Annotated in this window: 16 protein-coding genes; 12 read left to right on the top strand and 4 right to left on the bottom strand. The window is 70.0% G+C overall.

Annotation, left to right across the window (positions count from 1 at the left end; genetic code table 11):
* Positions 1-6: 6 nt before the first annotated feature.
* Positions 7-768: an SDR family oxidoreductase gene (locus tag WMF31_RS30895; protein WP_436606622.1), complete on the bottom strand. Its 762-nt coding sequence runs from the start codon at positions 766-768 to the stop codon at positions 7-9.
* Positions 769-1,173: 405 nt separating this feature from the next.
* The gene (locus tag WMF31_RS30890; protein ID WP_436605384.1) at positions 1,174-1,344 is read right to left on the bottom strand and encodes a hypothetical protein; all 171 of its coding nucleotides are present in this window, start codon (positions 1,342-1,344) and stop codon (positions 1,174-1,176) included.
* A 120-nt stretch (positions 1,345-1,464) separates the two neighbouring features.
* Between WMF31_RS30890 and WMF31_RS30885 the strand changes: the two genes are divergently transcribed.
* The 12 genes from WMF31_RS30885 to mnhG all read left to right on the top strand — a co-directional run bounded on the left by WMF31_RS30885 (position 1,465) and on the right by mnhG (position 15,469).
* A complete protein-coding gene (locus WMF31_RS30885; RefSeq protein ID WP_436605383.1) occupies positions 1,465-1,866 on the top strand; it encodes a hypothetical protein in 402 nt (133 codons plus the stop codon).
* 3 nt (positions 1,867-1,869) lie between these two features.
* A complete protein-coding gene (locus tag WMF31_RS30880; RefSeq protein WP_436605382.1) occupies positions 1,870-2,403 on the top strand; it encodes a GNAT family N-acetyltransferase in 534 nt (177 codons plus the stop codon).
* 62 nt (positions 2,404-2,465) lie between these two features.
* The gene (locus tag WMF31_RS30875; protein ID WP_436605381.1) at positions 2,466-3,749 is read left to right on the top strand and encodes a hypothetical protein; all 1,284 of its coding nucleotides are present in this window, start codon (positions 2,466-2,468) and stop codon (positions 3,747-3,749) included.
* Positions 3,746-5,647: a hypothetical protein gene (locus WMF31_RS30870; RefSeq protein ID WP_436605380.1), complete on the top strand. Its 1,902-nt coding sequence runs from the start codon at positions 3,746-3,748 to the stop codon at positions 5,645-5,647. Before WMF31_RS30875 ends, WMF31_RS30870 begins: the two co-directional genes overlap by 4 nt.
* Positions 5,644-8,367 carry a helicase-related protein gene (locus WMF31_RS30865; RefSeq protein ID WP_436605379.1) on the top strand — a complete coding sequence of 908 codons (2,724 nt, stop codon included), beginning with the start codon at positions 5,644-5,646 and terminating at the stop codon, positions 8,365-8,367. Before WMF31_RS30870 ends, WMF31_RS30865 begins: the two co-directional genes overlap by 4 nt.
* A 325-nt stretch (positions 8,368-8,692) precedes the next feature.
* Positions 8,693-9,172 (top strand): SRPBCC domain-containing protein, encoded by a 480-nt coding sequence (locus WMF31_RS30860; RefSeq protein WP_436605378.1) that lies wholly within the window; start codon positions 8,693-8,695, stop codon positions 9,170-9,172.
* Positions 9,173-9,729: 557 nt separating this feature from the next.
* Entirely contained in the window at positions 9,730-12,630 is a 2,901-nt protein-coding gene (mbhE, locus tag WMF31_RS30855; RefSeq protein ID WP_436605377.1) for a hydrogen gas-evolving membrane-bound hydrogenase subunit E, read from the top strand.
* Positions 12,627-13,001, top strand: coding sequence for a sodium:proton antiporter (locus WMF31_RS30850; protein WP_436605376.1), 375 nt, complete (start codon positions 12,627-12,629; stop codon positions 12,999-13,001). The genes mbhE and WMF31_RS30850 overlap by 4 nt, the downstream gene beginning before the upstream one ends.
* The gene (locus WMF31_RS30845; RefSeq protein WP_436605375.1) at positions 12,998-14,512 is read left to right on the top strand and encodes a proton-conducting transporter transmembrane domain-containing protein; all 1,515 of its coding nucleotides are present in this window, start codon (positions 12,998-13,000) and stop codon (positions 14,510-14,512) included. The genes WMF31_RS30850 and WMF31_RS30845 overlap by 4 nt, the downstream gene beginning before the upstream one ends.
* Positions 14,509-14,877: a Na+/H+ antiporter subunit E gene (locus tag WMF31_RS30840; RefSeq protein WP_165373048.1), complete on the top strand. Its 369-nt coding sequence runs from the start codon at positions 14,509-14,511 to the stop codon at positions 14,875-14,877. The genes WMF31_RS30845 and WMF31_RS30840 overlap by 4 nt, the downstream gene beginning before the upstream one ends.
* Positions 14,874-15,176 (top strand): monovalent cation/H+ antiporter complex subunit F, encoded by a 303-nt coding sequence (locus tag WMF31_RS30835; protein ID WP_436605374.1) that lies wholly within the window; start codon positions 14,874-14,876, stop codon positions 15,174-15,176. Before WMF31_RS30840 ends, WMF31_RS30835 begins: the two co-directional genes overlap by 4 nt.
* Positions 15,173-15,469 (top strand): monovalent cation/H(+) antiporter subunit G, encoded by a 297-nt coding sequence (gene mnhG / locus WMF31_RS30830; protein ID WP_436605373.1) that lies wholly within the window; start codon positions 15,173-15,175, stop codon positions 15,467-15,469. The genes WMF31_RS30835 and mnhG overlap by 4 nt, the downstream gene beginning before the upstream one ends.
* A gap of 81 nt (positions 15,470-15,550) precedes the next feature.
* On the opposite strand, the gene WMF31_RS30825 is transcribed toward mnhG, so the two are convergent.
* Together WMF31_RS30825 and WMF31_RS30820 are read right to left on the bottom strand one after the other, a co-directional pair.
* Positions 15,551-16,639, bottom strand: a complete 1,089-nt coding sequence (locus WMF31_RS30825; RefSeq protein ID WP_129345969.1) for an AAA family ATPase — start codon at positions 16,637-16,639, stop codon at positions 15,551-15,553.
* Positions 16,640-16,871: 232 nt separating this feature from the next.
* Complete coding sequence (locus tag WMF31_RS30820; RefSeq protein ID WP_436605372.1) at positions 16,872-18,086, bottom strand: serine hydrolase domain-containing protein; 1,215 nt, start codon at positions 18,084-18,086, stop codon at positions 16,872-16,874.
* Positions 18,087-18,243 lie beyond the last annotated feature (157 nt).

The following is an 18,243-nucleotide window of genomic DNA, read 5'->3' as shown; positions in this document are numbered from 1 at the left end:
CCGCGCTCACAGCGTCCGTGGCCCTCCGCTCGCCCGTGCCAGCGCGACCGCGTCGGGACCGGCAGGGAAGCGGAGCGTCTCGGACGCGTCGTTGGCGGCGAGCCACACCGCCTCGGCCACGTCGGACTCCTTCGTCGTCAGCGCCGGTTGCGCGAAGGCCGCGAAGATGGGCTGCGCGAACGGCTCGTAGGCCTTCGGAATCAACCCTTGCATGCGCTCGCCGCCGTTCGCCGTGAACCGCGTGCTGGGGCCGTAGCCGGGCTCGACGAGCTTCACGCGCACGTCGAAGGCGCCCAGCTCGTGGGCGAGCGAAGCGGTGAAGCCCTCGATGGCGATCTTGCTGGCCGTGTACACGGCCGCCAGCGGCATCGCCGCGAGCGTCGCGCTCGACGTCACGTTCACGATCACACCCCCCCGGCGCTCGCGGAAGCGCGGCACGACGGCCTGGAGCACCGCCATGACGCCGAAGGTGTTCGTCTCGAAGACCTCACGAATCGTCGTCATGGGCGTGGCCTCGAAGGCGCCGACGACGCCGATGCCGGCGTTGTTGACCACCACGTCCATGGGACCGGCTGCCTCGAGCGCCGCGGCGATGCTCTCGGGCTTCGTCACGTCCAGCGCCAGCACGCGGAGCCGCTCGGACTTCGGCAGATCGCCGAGCCGGGGGGTGCGCATGGTCGCGATCACGTTCCAGCCCTGGTCGTGGAAGTAGCGGGCCGTCGCTGCGCCGTAGCCAGATGAGCAACCGGTGATCAGAACCGTCTTGATGGTCTTCATGGGGGATCTCCTTCTTCCGTCGGTTTCGAGCTCGGGCTCGGGTTCACTTCAGCCGCGCGACGCGCCGCCCAGCGGGACGACGCCGTGGTGCTGGGCGTCATCCGCCACGAGCGGCGCGAGCTTCGCGACCAGCGCTGCGCCTGCGCGCTCGCGAAGCTCTCGGCGTGGGCCTCCCTGGTGGTGCAGCCCTCGGTGACTTGATAAGCCCTCCCAGCAAGACGATCCATGGCTCACCGTCTTAGAAGTTTTAGAGATCGTCTTGGGCGGCCTGCCTCTTCGGCAAGAGATCAAGGAGCGCCCGCGTTCGTCGGGGCGTGGTCCCAGCGGGCGTTTCGCGGAAAGCGATGAGAGGTCGAGGCTGGTCGCCGGCCGGGCAGCGGTACGCCCGCCCGGCGCTCAGGCCACCAGCATCGTGAGGAGCGCCATCACGCGCGTGGCCTCGGCGGGCGTCGCGTCGGAGAGCTCGATGTACACGCGGCCGGCGTCGCGCCCACGTTTGCTCCGTGGCGCGCGCGTGGCCCTCACGGCGAGCAGGGTGAGGCGCGCGAGAGCGACATCGAAGGGCAAGGCCTACAGCTTCTGTCGTTGTAGACGGCCGCCATGGCGGCGTCCAGGTGCGAATGGCTGCAGGATCTCCTTGTGCCTCCTGGCCCCTGTGAGTAATATTTTACTCACCAGGAGGTCGTCATGTCCCGCTTTCAGGCCCTGACCAACAGCGTGCTCGACGCCGAGCTGGAGATGCTGCGGGACCGGCTCGGGCTCGAGCCCAACCAGAGAGCCGACCTCCTGCGCGAGGTCGCCGCGCTCGCCGGATGGGTCGTGCGGCAGGCCGAGCAGGGGCGGGCCATCGAGGCGCGTCGTGGCGACGAGGTGGAGCCGCTCGTTCATCCGGCGATCGAGCGCCTCCGCGCCAGACGGCAGAAGCCGGCGGGCGAGCGCCTCACGCTGAGCGACGCCGAGGCGATGCGCCTGGCCAGCGTCCTCGATCAAGGCTTCGAGCCGCCTCCTGCGCTCCGCGAGGCGCTGGCGAACCTGGCGAGCCCGAAGCGCCGCCCGCCGAGGCTTCGCTGGAAGAAGCCGGCTGTCTGAATCATGGCGCTCCGCATCGAGGCGCTCAGCCGCTCGCATCGTGCGCTGAACGCCGATTTCCAGAACCAGCACGCGTCGCTCGTCGAGTACCTCAAGCGGTTCGCGCTCCGGCATGCCGAGAAGGACATGCTCGCGCGGACGTACCTGGCGATCGATGAGGTCTCGGGTGGAACGCGCCTCGGAGGCTACTTCAGCCTGTCGGTCGTGAGCGTCGAGCGCGCCACGGTCACAGCGCTGCCGGAGCTGGATCGGCTCCCGCGTTTCCCTATTCCCGGGGTGCTCCTGGCGCGGCTCGCGGTCGACGCCCGTGTTCAGGGGCAGGGGCTCGGCCGATATCTCTTCGAGGAGGCGCTCGGCCTGACGCTCCAGCTCGCCCACACGGGGCCGGTGGCGTTCCGCCTGTTCGTCACCGACGCCATCGACCCACGCGCCGCACGCTTCTATGAGCGGTTCGGTCTCGCCCGGCTGGGGGACGAGTATCCCTGCCGCATGGTGCTCGATCTGAGCTCCCTCTTGACCATCAGGGCACCGCGCTGAGGGGCATCCTCCGCTGTCGACCAGGAGTCACCAGCAGCGGCGCAAGCCGGCCTTCGATCGCCATGAGCGACGCAGCAACGTACTGGTTCTCTCCCGCGCCGAGCGAGGTGTCGTCCTCGCGGCTCTCGCTCGACTTCGAGCTGCGCGCGGCCGACCTGTTCTTCCGCGAGCTCGTGGTGCCCGGGCTCGGCCGTATCTGGTTCGCACGGCAGCTCTCGTGGCCCCTGGCCGCGCTCGCGCTCCACGAGGAGCTGGCGAGCCACGGCGCGAACGCGCCGAAGCCGACGGCCATCTGCCACGGCATCGAAGCGCTCGCATGCAAGCTGGAGTACCTCGTCGATCCGCAGGACCCGTCGCGGCGCATCCTCGGACGGCGCGCGTTCGGTCGCGACGCCGAGCGGGAGGTGTGGTCGTTCCGCCGGCTGCGCCAGGCGACGAGCTACGTGCGGAACACGCACCGTCAGGCCGCCACGCGCGCCATCCGGGTCGACGGTGGGCTCGGCTTCGCGCGCGGCGCGCGTTTCGATCTCCTCGAGCTGGAACCGGTCGGGCGCGCCCTGGCCAATGCCTTCCTCGAACAGCGCGTCGGCCGAGGCGGGACGAGCCTCCGCAAGTGGCTGCTCGGATGGATCGACGAGGACCGCGAGATCTCCCGTAGGCCCACCACGCTCCTGCGAGCGCTCTCGCCCGAGCACGCCACCGATGAAGAGCGCGCGCTGGTCCGCTCGCGGCTCCTCGGAACGTCGACGCCGGCGAGTGAGAAGCGGCAGCGCCTGGCTGGCGCGGTCGGGCGCGCAGCGGACGTGCCGGACATCGAGAGGGTCGTCGTCGCTCGTCTTCGCGATGCGGGGCATCGTGCGCAGGCCAGCGAGGTCGTCGCCGCGCGCGCGTTCGGCGCGGTGCTCGACCGAGCCCGCGACGCCGTCGCCAGCCTGACCCGCGCGGTGGAGCCGGGACGCGGCGGCGTGAAGCTCTCGACCCTCGCCAGCGACTCGGCGCTCAGGAAGGCCATCTCGGACGTCCGAGCGGCCGCGAAGAGCTATGTGAACAAGGCGAACACGGCCAGCGTGAGGGAGACCGCGAGCCGGTCGTTCGCAGACGCCGTCGTCGCGGCGGATGACGCGGAGGCCATCCGACTCCTCGTCCGGCGCGCAGGAGAGGTGCTCGGGCTCGCCGATGGCTCCGTCGTCCGTGGTCCACGGTTCCGCGTCGTCGGCGGCACCGACGAGACCGGCGACCTCGAAGACGGCGCGCGGAGCATCGAGCCCGATCGGACGGGCCGGACGTTTCGCATCGCGAACCTGCACTCGCTCCTGCGTGACGTCGACCCGCGAGGTGCCCGATGAGCGACGAGACGCTGCTCGACATCTTCGTGCCGCCCGAGGGCATGTTTGGCCACAGCGCGGCCCTCGTCGCCATGACCGGCGCCGAGGACTTCCTCGAGGACGCCGTGGAGCGGTTCACGGGGCTCCGGCCACGACAGCGCGCTGAGCTGGGGAACGTGCTCGTGTACCTGATGCTCGACGGACATGCGTCATCGTCGCGGCAGGCGGTCTTCCCACCGGGGCGCATCCCCGGTCTTCACGAGTTTCAGCCGCGCGCGGTCGATGCCGGCTCGCTCCTGCACGCGAAGGTCGCGCTGCTCGCGTTCGCGCCGAACCGGATGGGGGCGCCGGTCCACCTTCGCCTCGCCGTGCTCACGGCGAACCTCACGTACGCCTCGGCGCGGCAGCAGCTCGAGCTGGTGTGGGTCGTCGATCTCCCGCTCGATGGCACCGCCCGCGTCGAGGACCGCGCGGACGTGGCAGCGGCCGGCGCGTTCGTGGAGACGCTCCTCGCGCGGCGCTTCCACCGTGACGAGCTGAATCTCCCGACGAAGGCGCGCAAGCTGACCGCGCGGCTCGACGCGCTCCTTACTGCCGCGTCGTCGGTCGCGCCCGCGAACCGCAAGCCACGCTTCATCCACTCGCTCGACCGCCCGCTGTACGACCAGATCCGAGAGCGCTTCCGCAGCGCGATCGACAAGCCGAGAAACCTCCTGCTGTGTGGCTCGGGCTTCTACGAGGAGCCGTCCGCGAAGCCGCGCAAGCCCGCCGTCCTCGGCAAGCTCGAGGACCTCGGCGTGTTCACCGCGAACGTGAAACGTGTGGCGCTCGTCGAGCCCGGCGAAGCCGGCGCCGTGGCAACGTGGGCCAAGGGGCGCGAGACCGAGGGCTGGGAGATCGCTCGGCCCTTCGATGCGCTGGACCATCCCCGGAGGCTGCACGCGAAGTTCGTGTACGCCGGCTATCTCCGCGATGGTCACGCGAGCAACGGCTGGCTCTATCTCGGCTCCGGCAACCTCTCGCGCCGGGGCCTCCTCACGCACGGTGGGATGGTGGAGGGAAACGTGGAGACCGGCGTGGTCTTCGCGGTCGACGAGCGGCTCGACAGCGAGGCGATGGAGCGCCGGCTGTTCTGGACCGACGAAGCTCGGACGGTCGACGACGACGAGTGGAAGGTGGGTCAGGTGGGCGACGCGCCGGACGCACAGCCCATCTTGGAAGCGCCGCCAGTCCTCTCGGCGATCGTCGAGCCGGCGCCGTCCCGACGTCTGCGCCTGCTCTGGCGCGAGGACGTCACGACCGGGGCGCGCGTGCGCATCTCGTGGACGGGGCGCGACTGGTTCGATGTGCGGCGAGCGGACGACGTCCTGCTGAAGGAGGACGAGAGTCCGACGGCCCTCAACGTGCGCGGCGAGAACGACCGCAGGTGGGACGACCGCAGGTGGGTCGTGCCTGTCGTGGACGCAGCCGGGCGCGTCGGCTGGCAGCCGCCACGCTTCGACACCTACGCAGAGGCGCTCGCGGCGCTCCTCGACTTTCCGATCCGTCCAGCGGACGCGATCGACGACGGTGATGACGGCGACGGCGACGGCGGTGGCGCCAGGGGCGCAGGCACAGGGGAGGCGATCGAGCAGGAGAAGAGCTACGCGCTGCACGCAGCCGCCCAGCTCGTCGAGGAGGTCGCCGCGCTCCAGGCGGCGCTCCCGGGGTCGATGCTCGACGACTGGCTCGATCACCTCGACCGGATGTTCCGCGCGTCGTTCCCCGAGGCGCTCATCGCGGCATGGCGAACGCACCGGCTCGACATCTTCGCGCACCTGCGAGAGCCGGAGCTACGTTCCCCGCATCTGACCGACAAGCAGCGAGCCCGGTACTTCGGAATCCTCGACGGCGCGGCGCGCGCATGGGGGCTGCGATGAGCTTCTCCTGGGCCCGTGCTGCCAGCGCGCTTCGGAAGCTCGTCGCGGAGATCGCTTCCAGGCCGCGTGAGGAGCAGCATCTGGACGACGGTCAGCGCGCGTCGCTCACATGGACGGCCGAGCGGCTGCCGCAGGGCGGTGTCGTGCTCGCCGACGAGGTGGGCACCGGCAAGACGCGCATCGCGTGCGCCGTGGTCCACGCGGTCCTCGAAGCAGGCGGGCGCGCGGCCGTCGTCGTTCCGCACGGCCTCATGCACCAGTGGAACGCCGAGTCGCGGAAGCTCCGCGCGAACAGCCCGGCGCCGAAGGAGCTCACGACCTTCACGGAGTTCCTGCGCAAGGTGTCGCCGAACGAGGCGTCGTGGAAGGACCTCAGCCCGCGCCCCGACGAGCCCGAGTGGTGGCTCATCTCCCACGGGTTCCGCGCGCCGCTGGTGCGCAGCAACTCCTATCTCTGGCGTGCGGCGCTGCCCGCGTTCGTCGAGCTGCATCTCGCCTCGCGTGCCGAACGCGAGGACGGGCGGACGAGGATCGGCAAGCTCCAGCGCGAGATCGAGGACGCGCGAGCGTCGTGGTCGGGCTGGAACGGGATGGCTCGGATCGCGAGCGAGGTCGCCCCGCGAGTGCGCGGGCGTCGCGACCTCCGCAAGCGCATCGAGGCCCTGCCACCGCTCAACGTATCGAGCTGGAACAACGACGCGCTCCTCGCCCAGTTCGGCAGCAGCGGCGACGGCCGGCCGCTGACCGAGGAGTTGCTGGGCCTGTGGCTCGGCGAGTTCGACCTCCTCGTCATCGACGAGGCCCACAAGAGCCGTGGCGAGGTGGACGTCGAAGGCGCTGCGCTCGGTGCGGCTTCGGGCACGGTGCTCGCGCGGCTGGTCGATGCGCTGTTGAAGCAGCCCGAGGGCGGGCGTCGGCTCTGCCTCACGGCGACGCCGATGGAGCTTGAGCTGTCGCAGTGGCTCGACCTCTTGGGGCGCGCGCGCAGCGGCCTCGATCAGGAGCGCGGGCGGCAGGTCGTCGAGCGCCTGCACGACGCGGCGGGTCGCGCCGCCGTGGCGCCGGACGAAGGGAGCCGCCTCGACGAGCTGTGCGCGGCAGCGAGGGAGTTCACCAAGACGCTGGCCCCGTACGTGACGCGGCGTCGACGTGACGAGGACCCGCTCGTCACGCGCTTCCGCGCGGGCGCGGCGCTGCCCGATGGACTGCCTCATCCGCACCGACGGGTCCAGCGCGTGCAGATCGGGTGGACCGAGACGGTGGGCCAGAGCTCGCCCTGGCTCGACGTGCTCTTCGCCGCCGAGTGCATGAGCCAGAGCGCTCGCGGGCTGACGCTCCAGGACACCGCGGACTGGCCCCGCGCGGTGCGCGACGCGTACACCAAGCTGTCAGCGGGGCATGTCAGCATCGACCTGTCGGAGACGAGCGAGCCGCTCCGTGTGCCCGAGCCCGGCGTCGTCGACGATCACACGCGCGGGAAGATCGCGCGCGCAGCCTACTGGTATCGACGGCTCCGCGACGGCCGCAAGCGCGTGCTCGAAGACTTCCCCACCATGAACGGCGCCGAGCTCGATCCCGACGCCGAGCACCCGCGCCTCCTCGCCGCCGTGAAGGAGATTGAGCGCTGGACAGTGAAGAACGAGAAGGTGCTCGTCTTCGGCGTCTTCCTGCGCCCGCTCCGGTTTCTTCGTGACGTGCTCAACGTGCGGCACGCGCTGCGCGCGGCCGACGCGGGCAGGCCGATCGCTCACGCGGTTCACACCGACGCCGCGTTGCTCGGGATTGCCCTCCGCCAGCTCGAGCGCCTGCGCGCGGAGGGCGCGCTCTCGAGCCGCCTGGCAACGGGCAATGGCGCCGAGATGCGCCGCGGGCTGACCGACAGCCACAAGGCCTACGAGCGCCTGCGCCGGCGGATCCGTGAGCGCGCGAAGAAGTCGGTCGTTGCTTGGCGCACCGACCCGACACTGCTCGGCGGCGCGCCCGTCGATCGCGAGCTGGAGGGCGCGCTCGAGGACCACCTGGTGTCGTTCATCCTCGACGACTTCCTGGCAACGCCCACCGAGTCTAACGAGGTTTCCGACGAGCGCTTCGACGCGCTGAGCACCGAGTTCGTTGAAAAGCAGCTGCGGCCGCTCCTCGGTGAACACGGCGGCGAGGACGTCGACGAGGAGCAGGCCGTGCTCCGGCAGGAGGCGCTCCGGGCGCTCCTCGAGGACGACGACGGCCGCCAGAGCTTCCACGCGCGCCTGCTCCAGGGCGCGACGCGCTGGGAGACACGGCGCTACCTCCAGGCCGCGTTCAACCGCCCCGGGGCCTCGCCGTGGGTGCTCATCGCGCAGAGCCAGGTCGGGCGCGAGGGGCTCAACCTGCACGAGTCCTGTCGGGTGGTCGTCCAGTTCCACGCCGAGTGGAACCCGGCGGTCCTCGAGCAGCAGATCGGCCGCGTCGACCGCAAGGGCAGTCTCTGGGAGCGGCGAGCGCAGAAGTGGCTCGCCGATGGATCCCGGGATGAGCTGCCCTTCATCGAGGTCCGGCAGCTCATCTTCGAGGGGACCTACGATGCATTTCAGTGGGACCGGGTGATGCGCCGGCAGCACGTCTTCGACGCCAGCCTCTTCGGCTCGCTGCTCCCTGCCGAGGCGTGGGACCGGGTCCCGAAGGCCCGGCTGAAGGAGCTCCTGGCAGCGGCGCCGTCGTTCCGGCCCCCTCGGGTCGAATAGCCGGTTCCAGTAGAAAGCGGCTATTGGAGCCGCAGGGGCTCACCGGTAGATGGCGCGAAACCGGCGAGCCGTCCGGCCCACCGCTCCTCAATTCATGAACAACTCAGGCGTTTGCTCTTGGCTGGACGGTGTATCCTCTCATGAACCGCCCGCTCCGGTCCGCTGGAAGATGCGGATCCCGCCATCGTGCGCCGATCGCCGATTTTCAGAACCAGCATGCGTCGCTCATCGAGTACCTCGAGCGGTCCGCGCTCCGGCATGCCGAGAAGGACATACCCGCTCCTTCGCCGTGCCCGGAGGACCGGTGGCGTGATAGCTTGTGCGGGTGCGAGAGCCAGCCGCCAGGGGCCGAACCGACACCGCGTCGCTCGTCGTCGCAGCCCGGCCCGACGCGATCTACCGTGCCTTCGCCGAGCCCGACGCGCTGATGGCGTGGCTCCCGCCTGACAGCATGACCGGTCGCGTCCTCGACTACGAGTTCCGCGAGGGCGGTCGCTACCGCATCGAGCTGACCTACGATGAGGCGGCGCCCGTCGGCGTCGGCAAGACCACCGGGCGGACCGATGTCAGCGCCGGGCGCTTCCTCTCGCTGGAGCCGGGCAAGCGCATCGTCCAGTCGGTCGCGTTCGAGTCGTCGGACGCTTCGTTTGCGGGCGAGATGGTGATGACGTGGTCGTTCGAGCCGCTGCCCGCGGGGACCCGCATCACCATCACCGCGGAGAACGTCCCGCCCGGCATCAGCCAGGCCGACCACGATGCCGGTCTTCGAGCGTCCCTGGAGAACCTCGCGCGCTACCTGGGGTGACGCCTGCCTCTTGCGCGGAGCGACCGGGCCGCCGTGGCGCGGCGCCCTGGAGGGCGCGCCCGGGCAGGGGAGGCGGGGCAGGGGGGCGCGCCGACCCGATGGGCCAGGACGTGGGCAGGTTCGTCCGCGAGGTGTTCGACTCGCACCGCGGCCCTTCACCGGGCCGGTGGCGGCCTCCTGGCATGGCGGCGGCGGGGCTCCGTGCCGGTGACTCGGACGTGGCGAGGCGCCCTGGGGATGGAACCTGCCGCAAGCCGCAACGGGGCAGGTCGGGCAAAGAGGCCCTTGAGGCGGGGACGCTGACGACGGCCGGGACGAGCGAAGTGCGCTTGCGCGAAACGCGGATCTGTGCGAGGTTCCGCGAAATTCTCAAGATGGGTGCAGGGCCTGGAGGCGCTGCAGGCGCAGAGGGATGGTCGGGCCGCCATCCTACCGGGTATGACCCCCGGCAGGATGATCATGTCAGCCACAGCGACCCCATCGCGATCCAGCCGCGCTCCGCTTGACGTCGCGGGAGCTCTGCCGCGCTCCGCCCGGTTCACGAGGAGCCGGCCGACGTGAAGACCCTCCTTCTCCTCCTCCTCTTCAGCCCGTTCATCTCCGCGCCTCTGCTCCTGGCGCTGGGGCGCCGCTGGGGGGCTCGCGTCGGCTGGGCAGCGCTGCCCGCGCCGCTGATCAGCCTCGGAGCTTGCCTGGCCCTCTACCTCCTTCCGGAGGCCCAGCGCACCACGATCGGCTGGGAATGGATACCGCGTCTGGGGGTGCAGCTCTCCTTTACGCCGGACGGGCTCGCGCTGTTCTTCGGGCTGCTCGTGACCGGCGTCGGTAGCCTGGTCACGTTCTACGCGGCTTGTTACCTCGACGATCACTACAGGCGCCACGGACAGTTCTACTGCACCTTGCAGCTGTTCATGGGCGCGATGCTGGTCACCGTCTTTTCCAGCAACTTGCTCGTCTTGTTCACCGCCTGGGAGCTGACCGGCATCACCTCGTTCTTCTTGATCGGATTCCTGCACGATCGACCGGAGTCTCGACGGGGCGCCCGGATGGCGCTCCTGACCACCAGCCTCACCGGCCTGGCGTTGCTCGTCGGGATCGTGCTGCTCCAGCAGGTCTTCGGCACCCTCGAGCTCCCCCGGATGCTCGAGGCGCCTGTGCCTCCAGGGAGCGAAGGGCTGCTCGCCGCCGCCTTTCTCTTCTGCTTCGTGGGCATCTGCGGCAAGTCGGCCCTCGTTCCCTTTCAGTACTGGCTGCCGAACGCCATGGCGGCGCCGACGCCCGTCAGCGCGTACCTCCACTCGGCCACCATGGTGAAGCTCGGCGTCTTCCTCACCGCGCGTCTCCTGCCGGTGTTCGTCGGGCTCGAGAGCTGGACGCCGGTCTTGATCACGATCGGGTTCCTCACCTTCCTCCTCGGCGCGGGCCTCGCGTGGCTGTCCCACGATCTGAAGGCAGTGCTCGCCTACACGACCGTGGCCCAGCTGGGCCTGCTCGTCGGTCAGTACGGCTGGGCCTCGCAGGCAGGGCCCGCATTCGGGGACCTCCTCCATATCCTGAATCACACCCTGTACAAGGCGTGCCTCTTCATGGTGGTCGGCGTCATCGACCACAGCACGGGCACCCGCGATCTCCGGCAGCTCGGCGGGTTGTTCAAGAAGATGCCGCTCACGGGCGCCACGGCGCTCGTGGGGCTCGCGGCCATGGCGGGGGTGCCTCTCACCAGCGGGTTCATCAGCAAGGAGCTCCTGCTGGAGAGCGGGCTCGCCTTCCAGAGCGGCCATCCGGGGAGCCTCGGTCTCTGGCCGCTGCTCAGCATGGTGGGCGGCTCGGTCCTCCACGCGCTCATCGCCCTCCACATCGCGAAGCGCGTGTTCTTCGGGGCGGTGCCCGACAAGGTCGGCGCGCACTTTCACGCGCCCTCCCTCGGCATTCAGCTACCGGCGCTCCTCCTCGCGCTGGGGGTCCTGTACTTCGGCGTCCAGCCCGCGGTCTTCGGGCATTTCATCGCGTCCTTCGGCCCTCCTGGGCTCGCCGCGCCCCACCTCGCGCTCTGGCACGGCTGGACCCCCGCCGCGCTCCTCAGCCTCGGCGTCTTTTCGACGGCTGGCGCCTCCTTCTGGTTGAGTGAGCGACGGCGCTGGACCCAGCGCTCCGTGCCGCGCCTGCTCCAGCTCGATCGGGGGTTCGAGCGAGCCGTCGAGGCGATCCCGTCGTTCGGCAAATGGCTCGATCGCAGGCTCGGCTTCCCGCGGCCCTCCATCTACCTGTTCATCCTCGTCGCCTTCATCGTGACGGTCTTCCTGGCGATCTTCGTCCAGGCCCGAGACAGTCTGGCGACCCTCCTGGCGCGCACGGAGATCAGGCCTGCGAGCCTCGAAGGATGGATTCGCTGGGGGGTGGTGATGCTCATCTCGACGGGCGCGCTCCTCGCGGCGGCCTGCAAGCGTCCTATCCCCCAGCTGTTCGCGGTCTCTCTCGTGGGATCCGGCGTCGCCTTCTACTACGTGCTGTATCGGGCCCCCGACCTCGCGCTCACGCAGCTCCTCGTCGAGGCCGCCACGCTGATCCTGATCTTGCTCGTGGTGCTCCGCTTCAAGCGCGACCGAGCCGAGTATCAGCCGCTCGCTGTCACGAGGCCGGGCTCGCGTCTGGTGCGTGTCGGGTTCTCCGCTGGCGCGGGGCTGCTCCTGGGCCTGTGTGTCCTGATCTTCCCGAACGACGGGGTCGACCGCGCCGGCTCGTTTTACCTCGTGCACACCCTCCCGCTCGCGAAGGGCGCCAACGCGGTGAACACGGTCGTCGTCGATTTCCGCGGCTTCGACACGATGCTCGAGATCACCGTCCTGCTCATCGCCGCGCTCGGCTGCCTGGGCCTCCTGTCGCGCGCGAGCTCTGCCCCCCGACCCGACGCCGCCCTCCCCGCGACGGATCTCTTCCCTGTCCCTCGGGACTTCATCTTGAAGGCGGTCGCGCTCGGCGCTTTCCTCCCGCTCAACCTCTTCTCGCTCTACGTCTTCCTCCGGGGCCACAACGCGCCGGGCGGCGGCTTCGTCGCGGGGCTCATCACCGCCCTCTCTCTGCTCCTCTTGAGCTTCGTGCTCGGCGTCGAAGGGTTCCGTCGTCGCTTCCGTGTGAGGCCGATGCTGGTCGCCGTCACGGGCATCGCCCTCGCCCTGGGCGCGGCGTTGCTCCCGCTCTGCTTCGGCTTCTCCCCGCTGCACCACCTGCACACCACGGTGGGGCCCCTGGCCATCGGGACCCCGATGCTCTTCGACGCCGGCGTGTTCCTCACCGTCGTGGGGGTGACCTTGAAGTTGATGCTGCCCTTGATGAAGTCCGTGCATGGCCTGCCTGCCTTCGTTCGTGAAGAAGAAGGCAATTTCGCCGCGCTGGCGAGCGAGCCCATCGACATCGATCCGGCGCGCCACGTGGCCGAGGCGCCGAGGAGCGAGCCATGACAGGCCAGCTCGACACCGCCGTGCTCGTCGCCGTGCTCGCCGGCGGGGCCATCTACCTGTGCCTCTCTCGCCGCTTCCTGCGGGTTCTGCTCGGCTTCTTGCTGCTCTCGAACGCGGCCAACCTGGTCGTGCTCTCCATGTCGGGCGATCCGACGGGTCGACGAGCGGCCATGGCGGGCTCGGAGACCACGTCGACGTCGGCGGTCGATCCGGTCCCCCAGGCGCTCATCCTGACGGCGATCGTCATTGGCTTCTCGGTCGCCGCGTACCTCACGGTGCTGCTCTACCGGATCTACGTCGACTCTGGCTCGGCCACGACGACCGGCCTCGACGAGGCGGACGACGCGCCCGGCGAACAGGCTGCCCGATGAACTCGCTCGCTGCAGCTCCCATCGTCGTCCCGCTCGCGGCGGCTCTGCTCGCGCTGCTCGTCCCGCGCCCGTCGGCCGGACGACGCATCGCCATCAGCCTCGTGCTCCTCGCGCTCCTCGGGTTCTCCCTGTGGCTCGTCGGCCATGCGCGGACCACGGGGCCCCTCGTGGTCAGCTTGGGTGGCTGGGTCGTGCCCTACGGCATCGTGCTCGTGGCCGACACCCTCGCGGCCATCATGCTCTGCCTCTCCTCGCTGGCGGGGCTCGCATGCGTGATCTACGGCTTCGCCGAGACGCCGCGGCGCGAGGAGCATCCCCTGCGGCTCCCTCTGCTCCTGCTCCTGATCACCGGCATCCACCTCTCGTTCCTCACGGGCGACCTGTTCAACCTCTTCGTCGCGTTCGAGGTCTTCCTGCTCGCGTCCTACGCGCTCATGACGCTCGAGGCCGACGCGCGCCGTTCCCGTCGAGCGTTGCCCTACGTGACGATCAACCTGCTCGGCAGCGCGCTCTTCCTCTGCGTCTGCGCCTTCGCGTACGGCCTCTTCGGCACGCTGAGCTTCGCGGAGATCGCCGTCCGGAGCTCGGCGATGGTCGGCGACGTCCGCCTCGATCTTCTCGGGCTGCTGTTTCTGCTGGTCTTCGCGATCAAGGCCGGGCTCTTCCCGCTCTACTACTGGCTGCCCATCAGCTACCCCGCGCTCCCGCCTCCCATCGCCGCCTTCTACGCGGGCATGCTGACCAAGGTCGGCGTCTACGTCCTGATCCGGATCTTCGGGACGGTCCTCCCCCCGGAGCTCACGTGGCTCCACGCGGCGATCGCCTGGGGCGCGGGGCTCACGATGGTGATCGGCGTGCTCGGCGCGGTCGCGCAGAGCCGCGTTCAAGCCATCCTGTCCTATCACATCGTGAGCCAGGTCGGATACATGGCCCTGGCCGTCGGCCTGTTCTCGCCCTATGCGTTCATGGCGGCGATTTTCTACATCATCCACCACATCGTCGTGAAGGCGGCGTTGTTCCTGGTGGGCGGCATCATCCTGCGCGTGCAGGGCACCGATCACCTGGACAGGACGGGAGGCCTCTGGGCAGCGGCCCCCGGCCTGAGCGTCGTCTTCCTCCTGCAAGCGCTGTCCCTGGCCGGCCTGCCGCCGCTCAGCGGCTTCTGGGGCAAGTTCATGATCGTCAAGGAAGGCCTCGCTCAGGGCCAATGGACGCTCGTCCTCCTCTCCCTGATCGCCAGCATCCTGACGTTGCTCAGCATGCTCAAGATCTGGCTCGGCGCCTTCTGGAGGACGAAGCCCGAGGGCGCTCCCCTCGCGCTCACGCCCTCGAGCCGTCGCATGACGGCCGTCGTGGGGCTGCTCGCCGCGGTGTCCCTCGGCATAGGCCTGGGAGCGAGCCACTTCGTCACGATCGCCGAGCACGCGGCCCGGGAGACCCTCGACCGCACCGCCTACGTGAACAGCGTCCGAGCGCTGAACGACCAGCCAGAGGAAGGCAAGCACCCATGAAAGCTCCGGCACCCCCTCCTCGAAGACGGCCCTTTCCGCTGCGCGTCCTGGGGTTCTTTCTGTTCCTTCTTTGCTTCCTGCGCGCGCTCGTCCTCGCCAACCTCCAGCTCGCCAGGTCTATCTTGTTCGAGAGGCGCGAGGACCTCGCGCCCGGGTTTCTCACGTATCCAGTCGAGCGGCTGTCGAAGCTGGAGATCCTCGTGCTCTCTCATTGCATCACGCTCACCCCCGGCACGACGACCGTGGAGATCTCTCCCGACTTCACTCGGCTGGTCCTGCACGCCCTCGACGCTCGAGACGCAGAGGCCACGCTGCGCGGCATCAGGGACGAGCTCGAGGCCCCCATCCTCAGGTGGACCCGATGATGTTCGCGGACGTCGGCATGCTCGTCATCTGGGTGGCGCTGTTCGCGGCCATCGGCGCCGGTCTCTGGCGTCTGGGTAGGGGGCCCACCACGCTCGATCGCATGCTCGGGTTCGACATGATCACGATCACGGTCGTGGCCCTCGTGCTCGTCTTCTCGGCCGCGACGGGCTCCGCGGACTACATCGAGTTCGTGTTGATCCTGAGCGGGCTCGGCTTCCTGACGACGGTCGCCTACTTCTATTACTTGATGCACCTCAGCCCCGACGACGACGATTTCGATGCGCGGGAGCGGTCATGAGCTGGACGGAAGCTCTGGGCACGGTGGTCATGTTCGGCGGCTGCTTCTTCGTGGTTGTCGCGGCGGTGGGGACGGTGAAGCTGCCCGACGTCTACTGTCGCGCTCACGCCCTCGGCAAGGCGATGACGCTCGGCATCATGCTGCTCTTGATCGGCTACGGCCTGCGCGTCCCCGGGGCCTCCTGGCTCAAGCTCTCTCTCGTTCTGCTCTTCCAGCTCGTGACGATCCCGGTGGCGAGCCACCTCTTCTGCCTCGTCGCCTACCGGAAGGGCGTGCGTCGGTGGACGAGCTGAAAGCCGGTTGAGCCCAGCGGTGGAGCACTCCACGCGCTCGGCGCCGCGGCTCCGCGCGCAAGGCTCACGCGGGCGCGGACGTCACTCCTCCTCCGCCGCGCCGTGCGCCAGCACCGTCTCTCCACCTCTCTTGCCAAGCTCGATGAGCCGGCAGGGCGTCGCCTTCCGGATCCGCTCCGCCAGTGGGCGGGAGTGCGTCGTGATCCAGAGCTGGCTCCGGGATGCCGCGTGCACGAGCAGATCCCCGAGCGGCCCGAGCAGATCCGGATGCAGGCTCGTCTCCGGCTCGTTCAGCGCCATCAGCAGCGGAGGCCTCGGGCTCAGCAGCGCCGCCAGGAGGCAGAGGTAGCGCGCCGTGCCGTCCGAGAACTCGCGGGCGTCGAGCGGCCGCGACATCCCCGGCAACCCGAGCTCGACCCGGAACCGCCCCCGCGTCGAGGAGACCTCGAGCGACGCGCCCGGGAACGCGCTGGCGACGGCCTCCTTCAAGGCGCCCCGGTCGCCGATGTCGAGGATCGTCGCCAGCGCCGCGGCCAGATCGTGGCCATCGGTGCTGAGCACCGGCGTCCGCACCCCGACCTGCTCGACCCGCAACGGCGCGCCGGGGTCGGTCCGGAAGTGGTGATAGAACCGGAAGTTCATGAGCTGCTGCCGCACGGCCGAGAGCAACGGAAAGCGATGCGGCTCCACCACCTGCGACAGCACCGACTCCGAGCCCCAGAGCGAGAAGGGAAAGGTCACGCGCTGGCCTTCCGCGTCGCGCGCGAAGGCCGAGCCCGCGGCCCGCTCCAGCATCGGCAGGCGGCGGCGCTTGTCGAGCAGCCAGAGCGTCTCTTCCTTGATGTCCGGGTCCAGCTCGAACGGCCCGCCAGGCGGCGGCGTCAGCCCGCACTGGAGCTCGTACACGAGCTCGTCGAGCCGCACCCGCAGCGTCATCCGCACCGGGCCCTTGCTGCGCTGGCCGGCCCAGAGCACCGACGGCATCCCGCCCTCCTCGGCCAGGGTGCGCGCGAAGCTCCCGCTCGCCGCGGCGCCGAGCAGCACCATGGTGCGGTAGAGGTTGGTCTTGCCGACGCCGTTCGGCCCGACGATGACATTGACCTGCGCGAGGGGGAGGGTCATCTCGCGGATCGAGCGATACCCGGCGACGTGGAGCTCCTGGACCGTCATCCCGCCCAGGATAGCCCATCGTGGCCACCCGCCACCCGCGCCGCGATCAGGGGTCGCGGCATCCTGTACGACGCCAACGCAATCGCGCGCCCGCCGGCGCCCCCACCTCGACGCCCGCGGCCGCCGCGGGCCGCGGCGCCGAGCCCGCGCTCGGCCGCCTGCGCCCGTCGCTCGATGCTCAGGTGTCCGCGAACGCGCGTGTCGGGCTCGCGGCGACCGAGCCTCGCCCGGCTCAGCGCATCATCAGGACATCCGACATGTCATCGACGATCCTGCGGGCGTCGCCGACCTCGAGGTTGACGAGCACGGTGATGGAAGCGTCGCTGTCGACCGCGTGATAGGACGAGGACGTGAACCCCCAGATCCCGCCGTCATGCCCGTACTGGGGGCCGAGCTGGGAGCCACGGCGCGACAGCCCGAGCCCGTATCCGGTGACGTCGCCCAGCCTCGCGTCCATCCAGGTGGTCATCTCGGCGAGCTCGGCTGGGCCGAGCAGCTCGCCGTCGAGCACCTTGCGGTAGAAGCGCGTGAGGTCCTCGGCCGTCGAGACCAGGGCGCCCGCGGTGCCGGCCGCCGACGGATCCGCCGCGGAGGTCGTATCGACGAGCTTCCCCCGGTCAATCCCGTAGCCGCGCACGAGGCCCGGCAGGGCCGCCTCGGCGCCGTCGAGGTAGGTGCGCGCGAGCCCTGCCGGCTCGAGGATCCGGGCGCGGAGCAGCTCGCCGACGGGCTCCCCCGACGCGGCTTCGAGGATCAGACCCGCGATGATGTAGTTGGTGTTGGAGTAAGCGAAGCCCTGCCCAGGCGCGAAATACGGCGGATGCGACGCGGCGACCTCGATGAGCTCCCGGGGCGTCCACGCGCGCTCTGGATCGGAGAGGGCCGCGGACCAGAACTCGTCGCTCTGCGTGAAGTCGTAGATACCGCTCGTGTGGTTCAGGATCTGCCGGACGGAGGTCCGCTCGCCGTCGGGGACGCCCTCCACGTACCTGGAGACGCCATCGTCGAGCGACAGGCGGCCTTCGGCGCGCAGCATCAGCGCCAGCGTCGCCATGAAGGTCTTGGTGATGCTCCCTACCCGGAAGAGGTCATCGGGTCGCATGGGGACCTTCGTCGCTGCGTCCGCGATCCCGGAGGCGCCGCGCCAGCTGCACGCGCCGAGGCGCACGGCGGCGGCGGCGCCGGGGAGCCCCTGATCCGCCACGGCCGCGTCGAGCGCGGCCTGGAGCTCGGCCGAGACCTCGTCGCAATCGACGCTCGTCCCGCCGCCAGCGCCTCCGGCGCCGGCGGCCCTTGCTTCACCGCGCTCGATTCCATCGCTCCTGCCGCCCTCACCAATCGAGGTGGCCTCTGCCTGAAGCGACGCGAGCGAGGAGCTGCCGCACCCGGCGAGCAGAGCGGCCCCGGCGCAGGCGAACAAAGCGGTCCGCTGCAAAACACGGCTCATCGATCCGATCTCCACGATCCCCAATGAAGTTCACTGCTGCGCTCCGCCGTGCTGCTCCAGAGAGCGTCGCAGGGCGGCGCTGCGAAGGCGCGCATCAACGCGCAGGTGGTCTGAGGGTGTCAAGACGCGCGGACGATGACGGTGCTCTCCCCGACAC

The organism is Sorangium sp. So ce1036 (assembly GCF_051369805.1).
Classification (GTDB): Bacteria; Myxococcota_A; Polyangia; order Polyangiales; family Polyangiaceae; genus Sorangium; species Sorangium cellulosum_F.
Note: the sequence above shows the minus strand (reverse complement) of the source record. Positions and strands in the feature narration are given on the sequence as shown.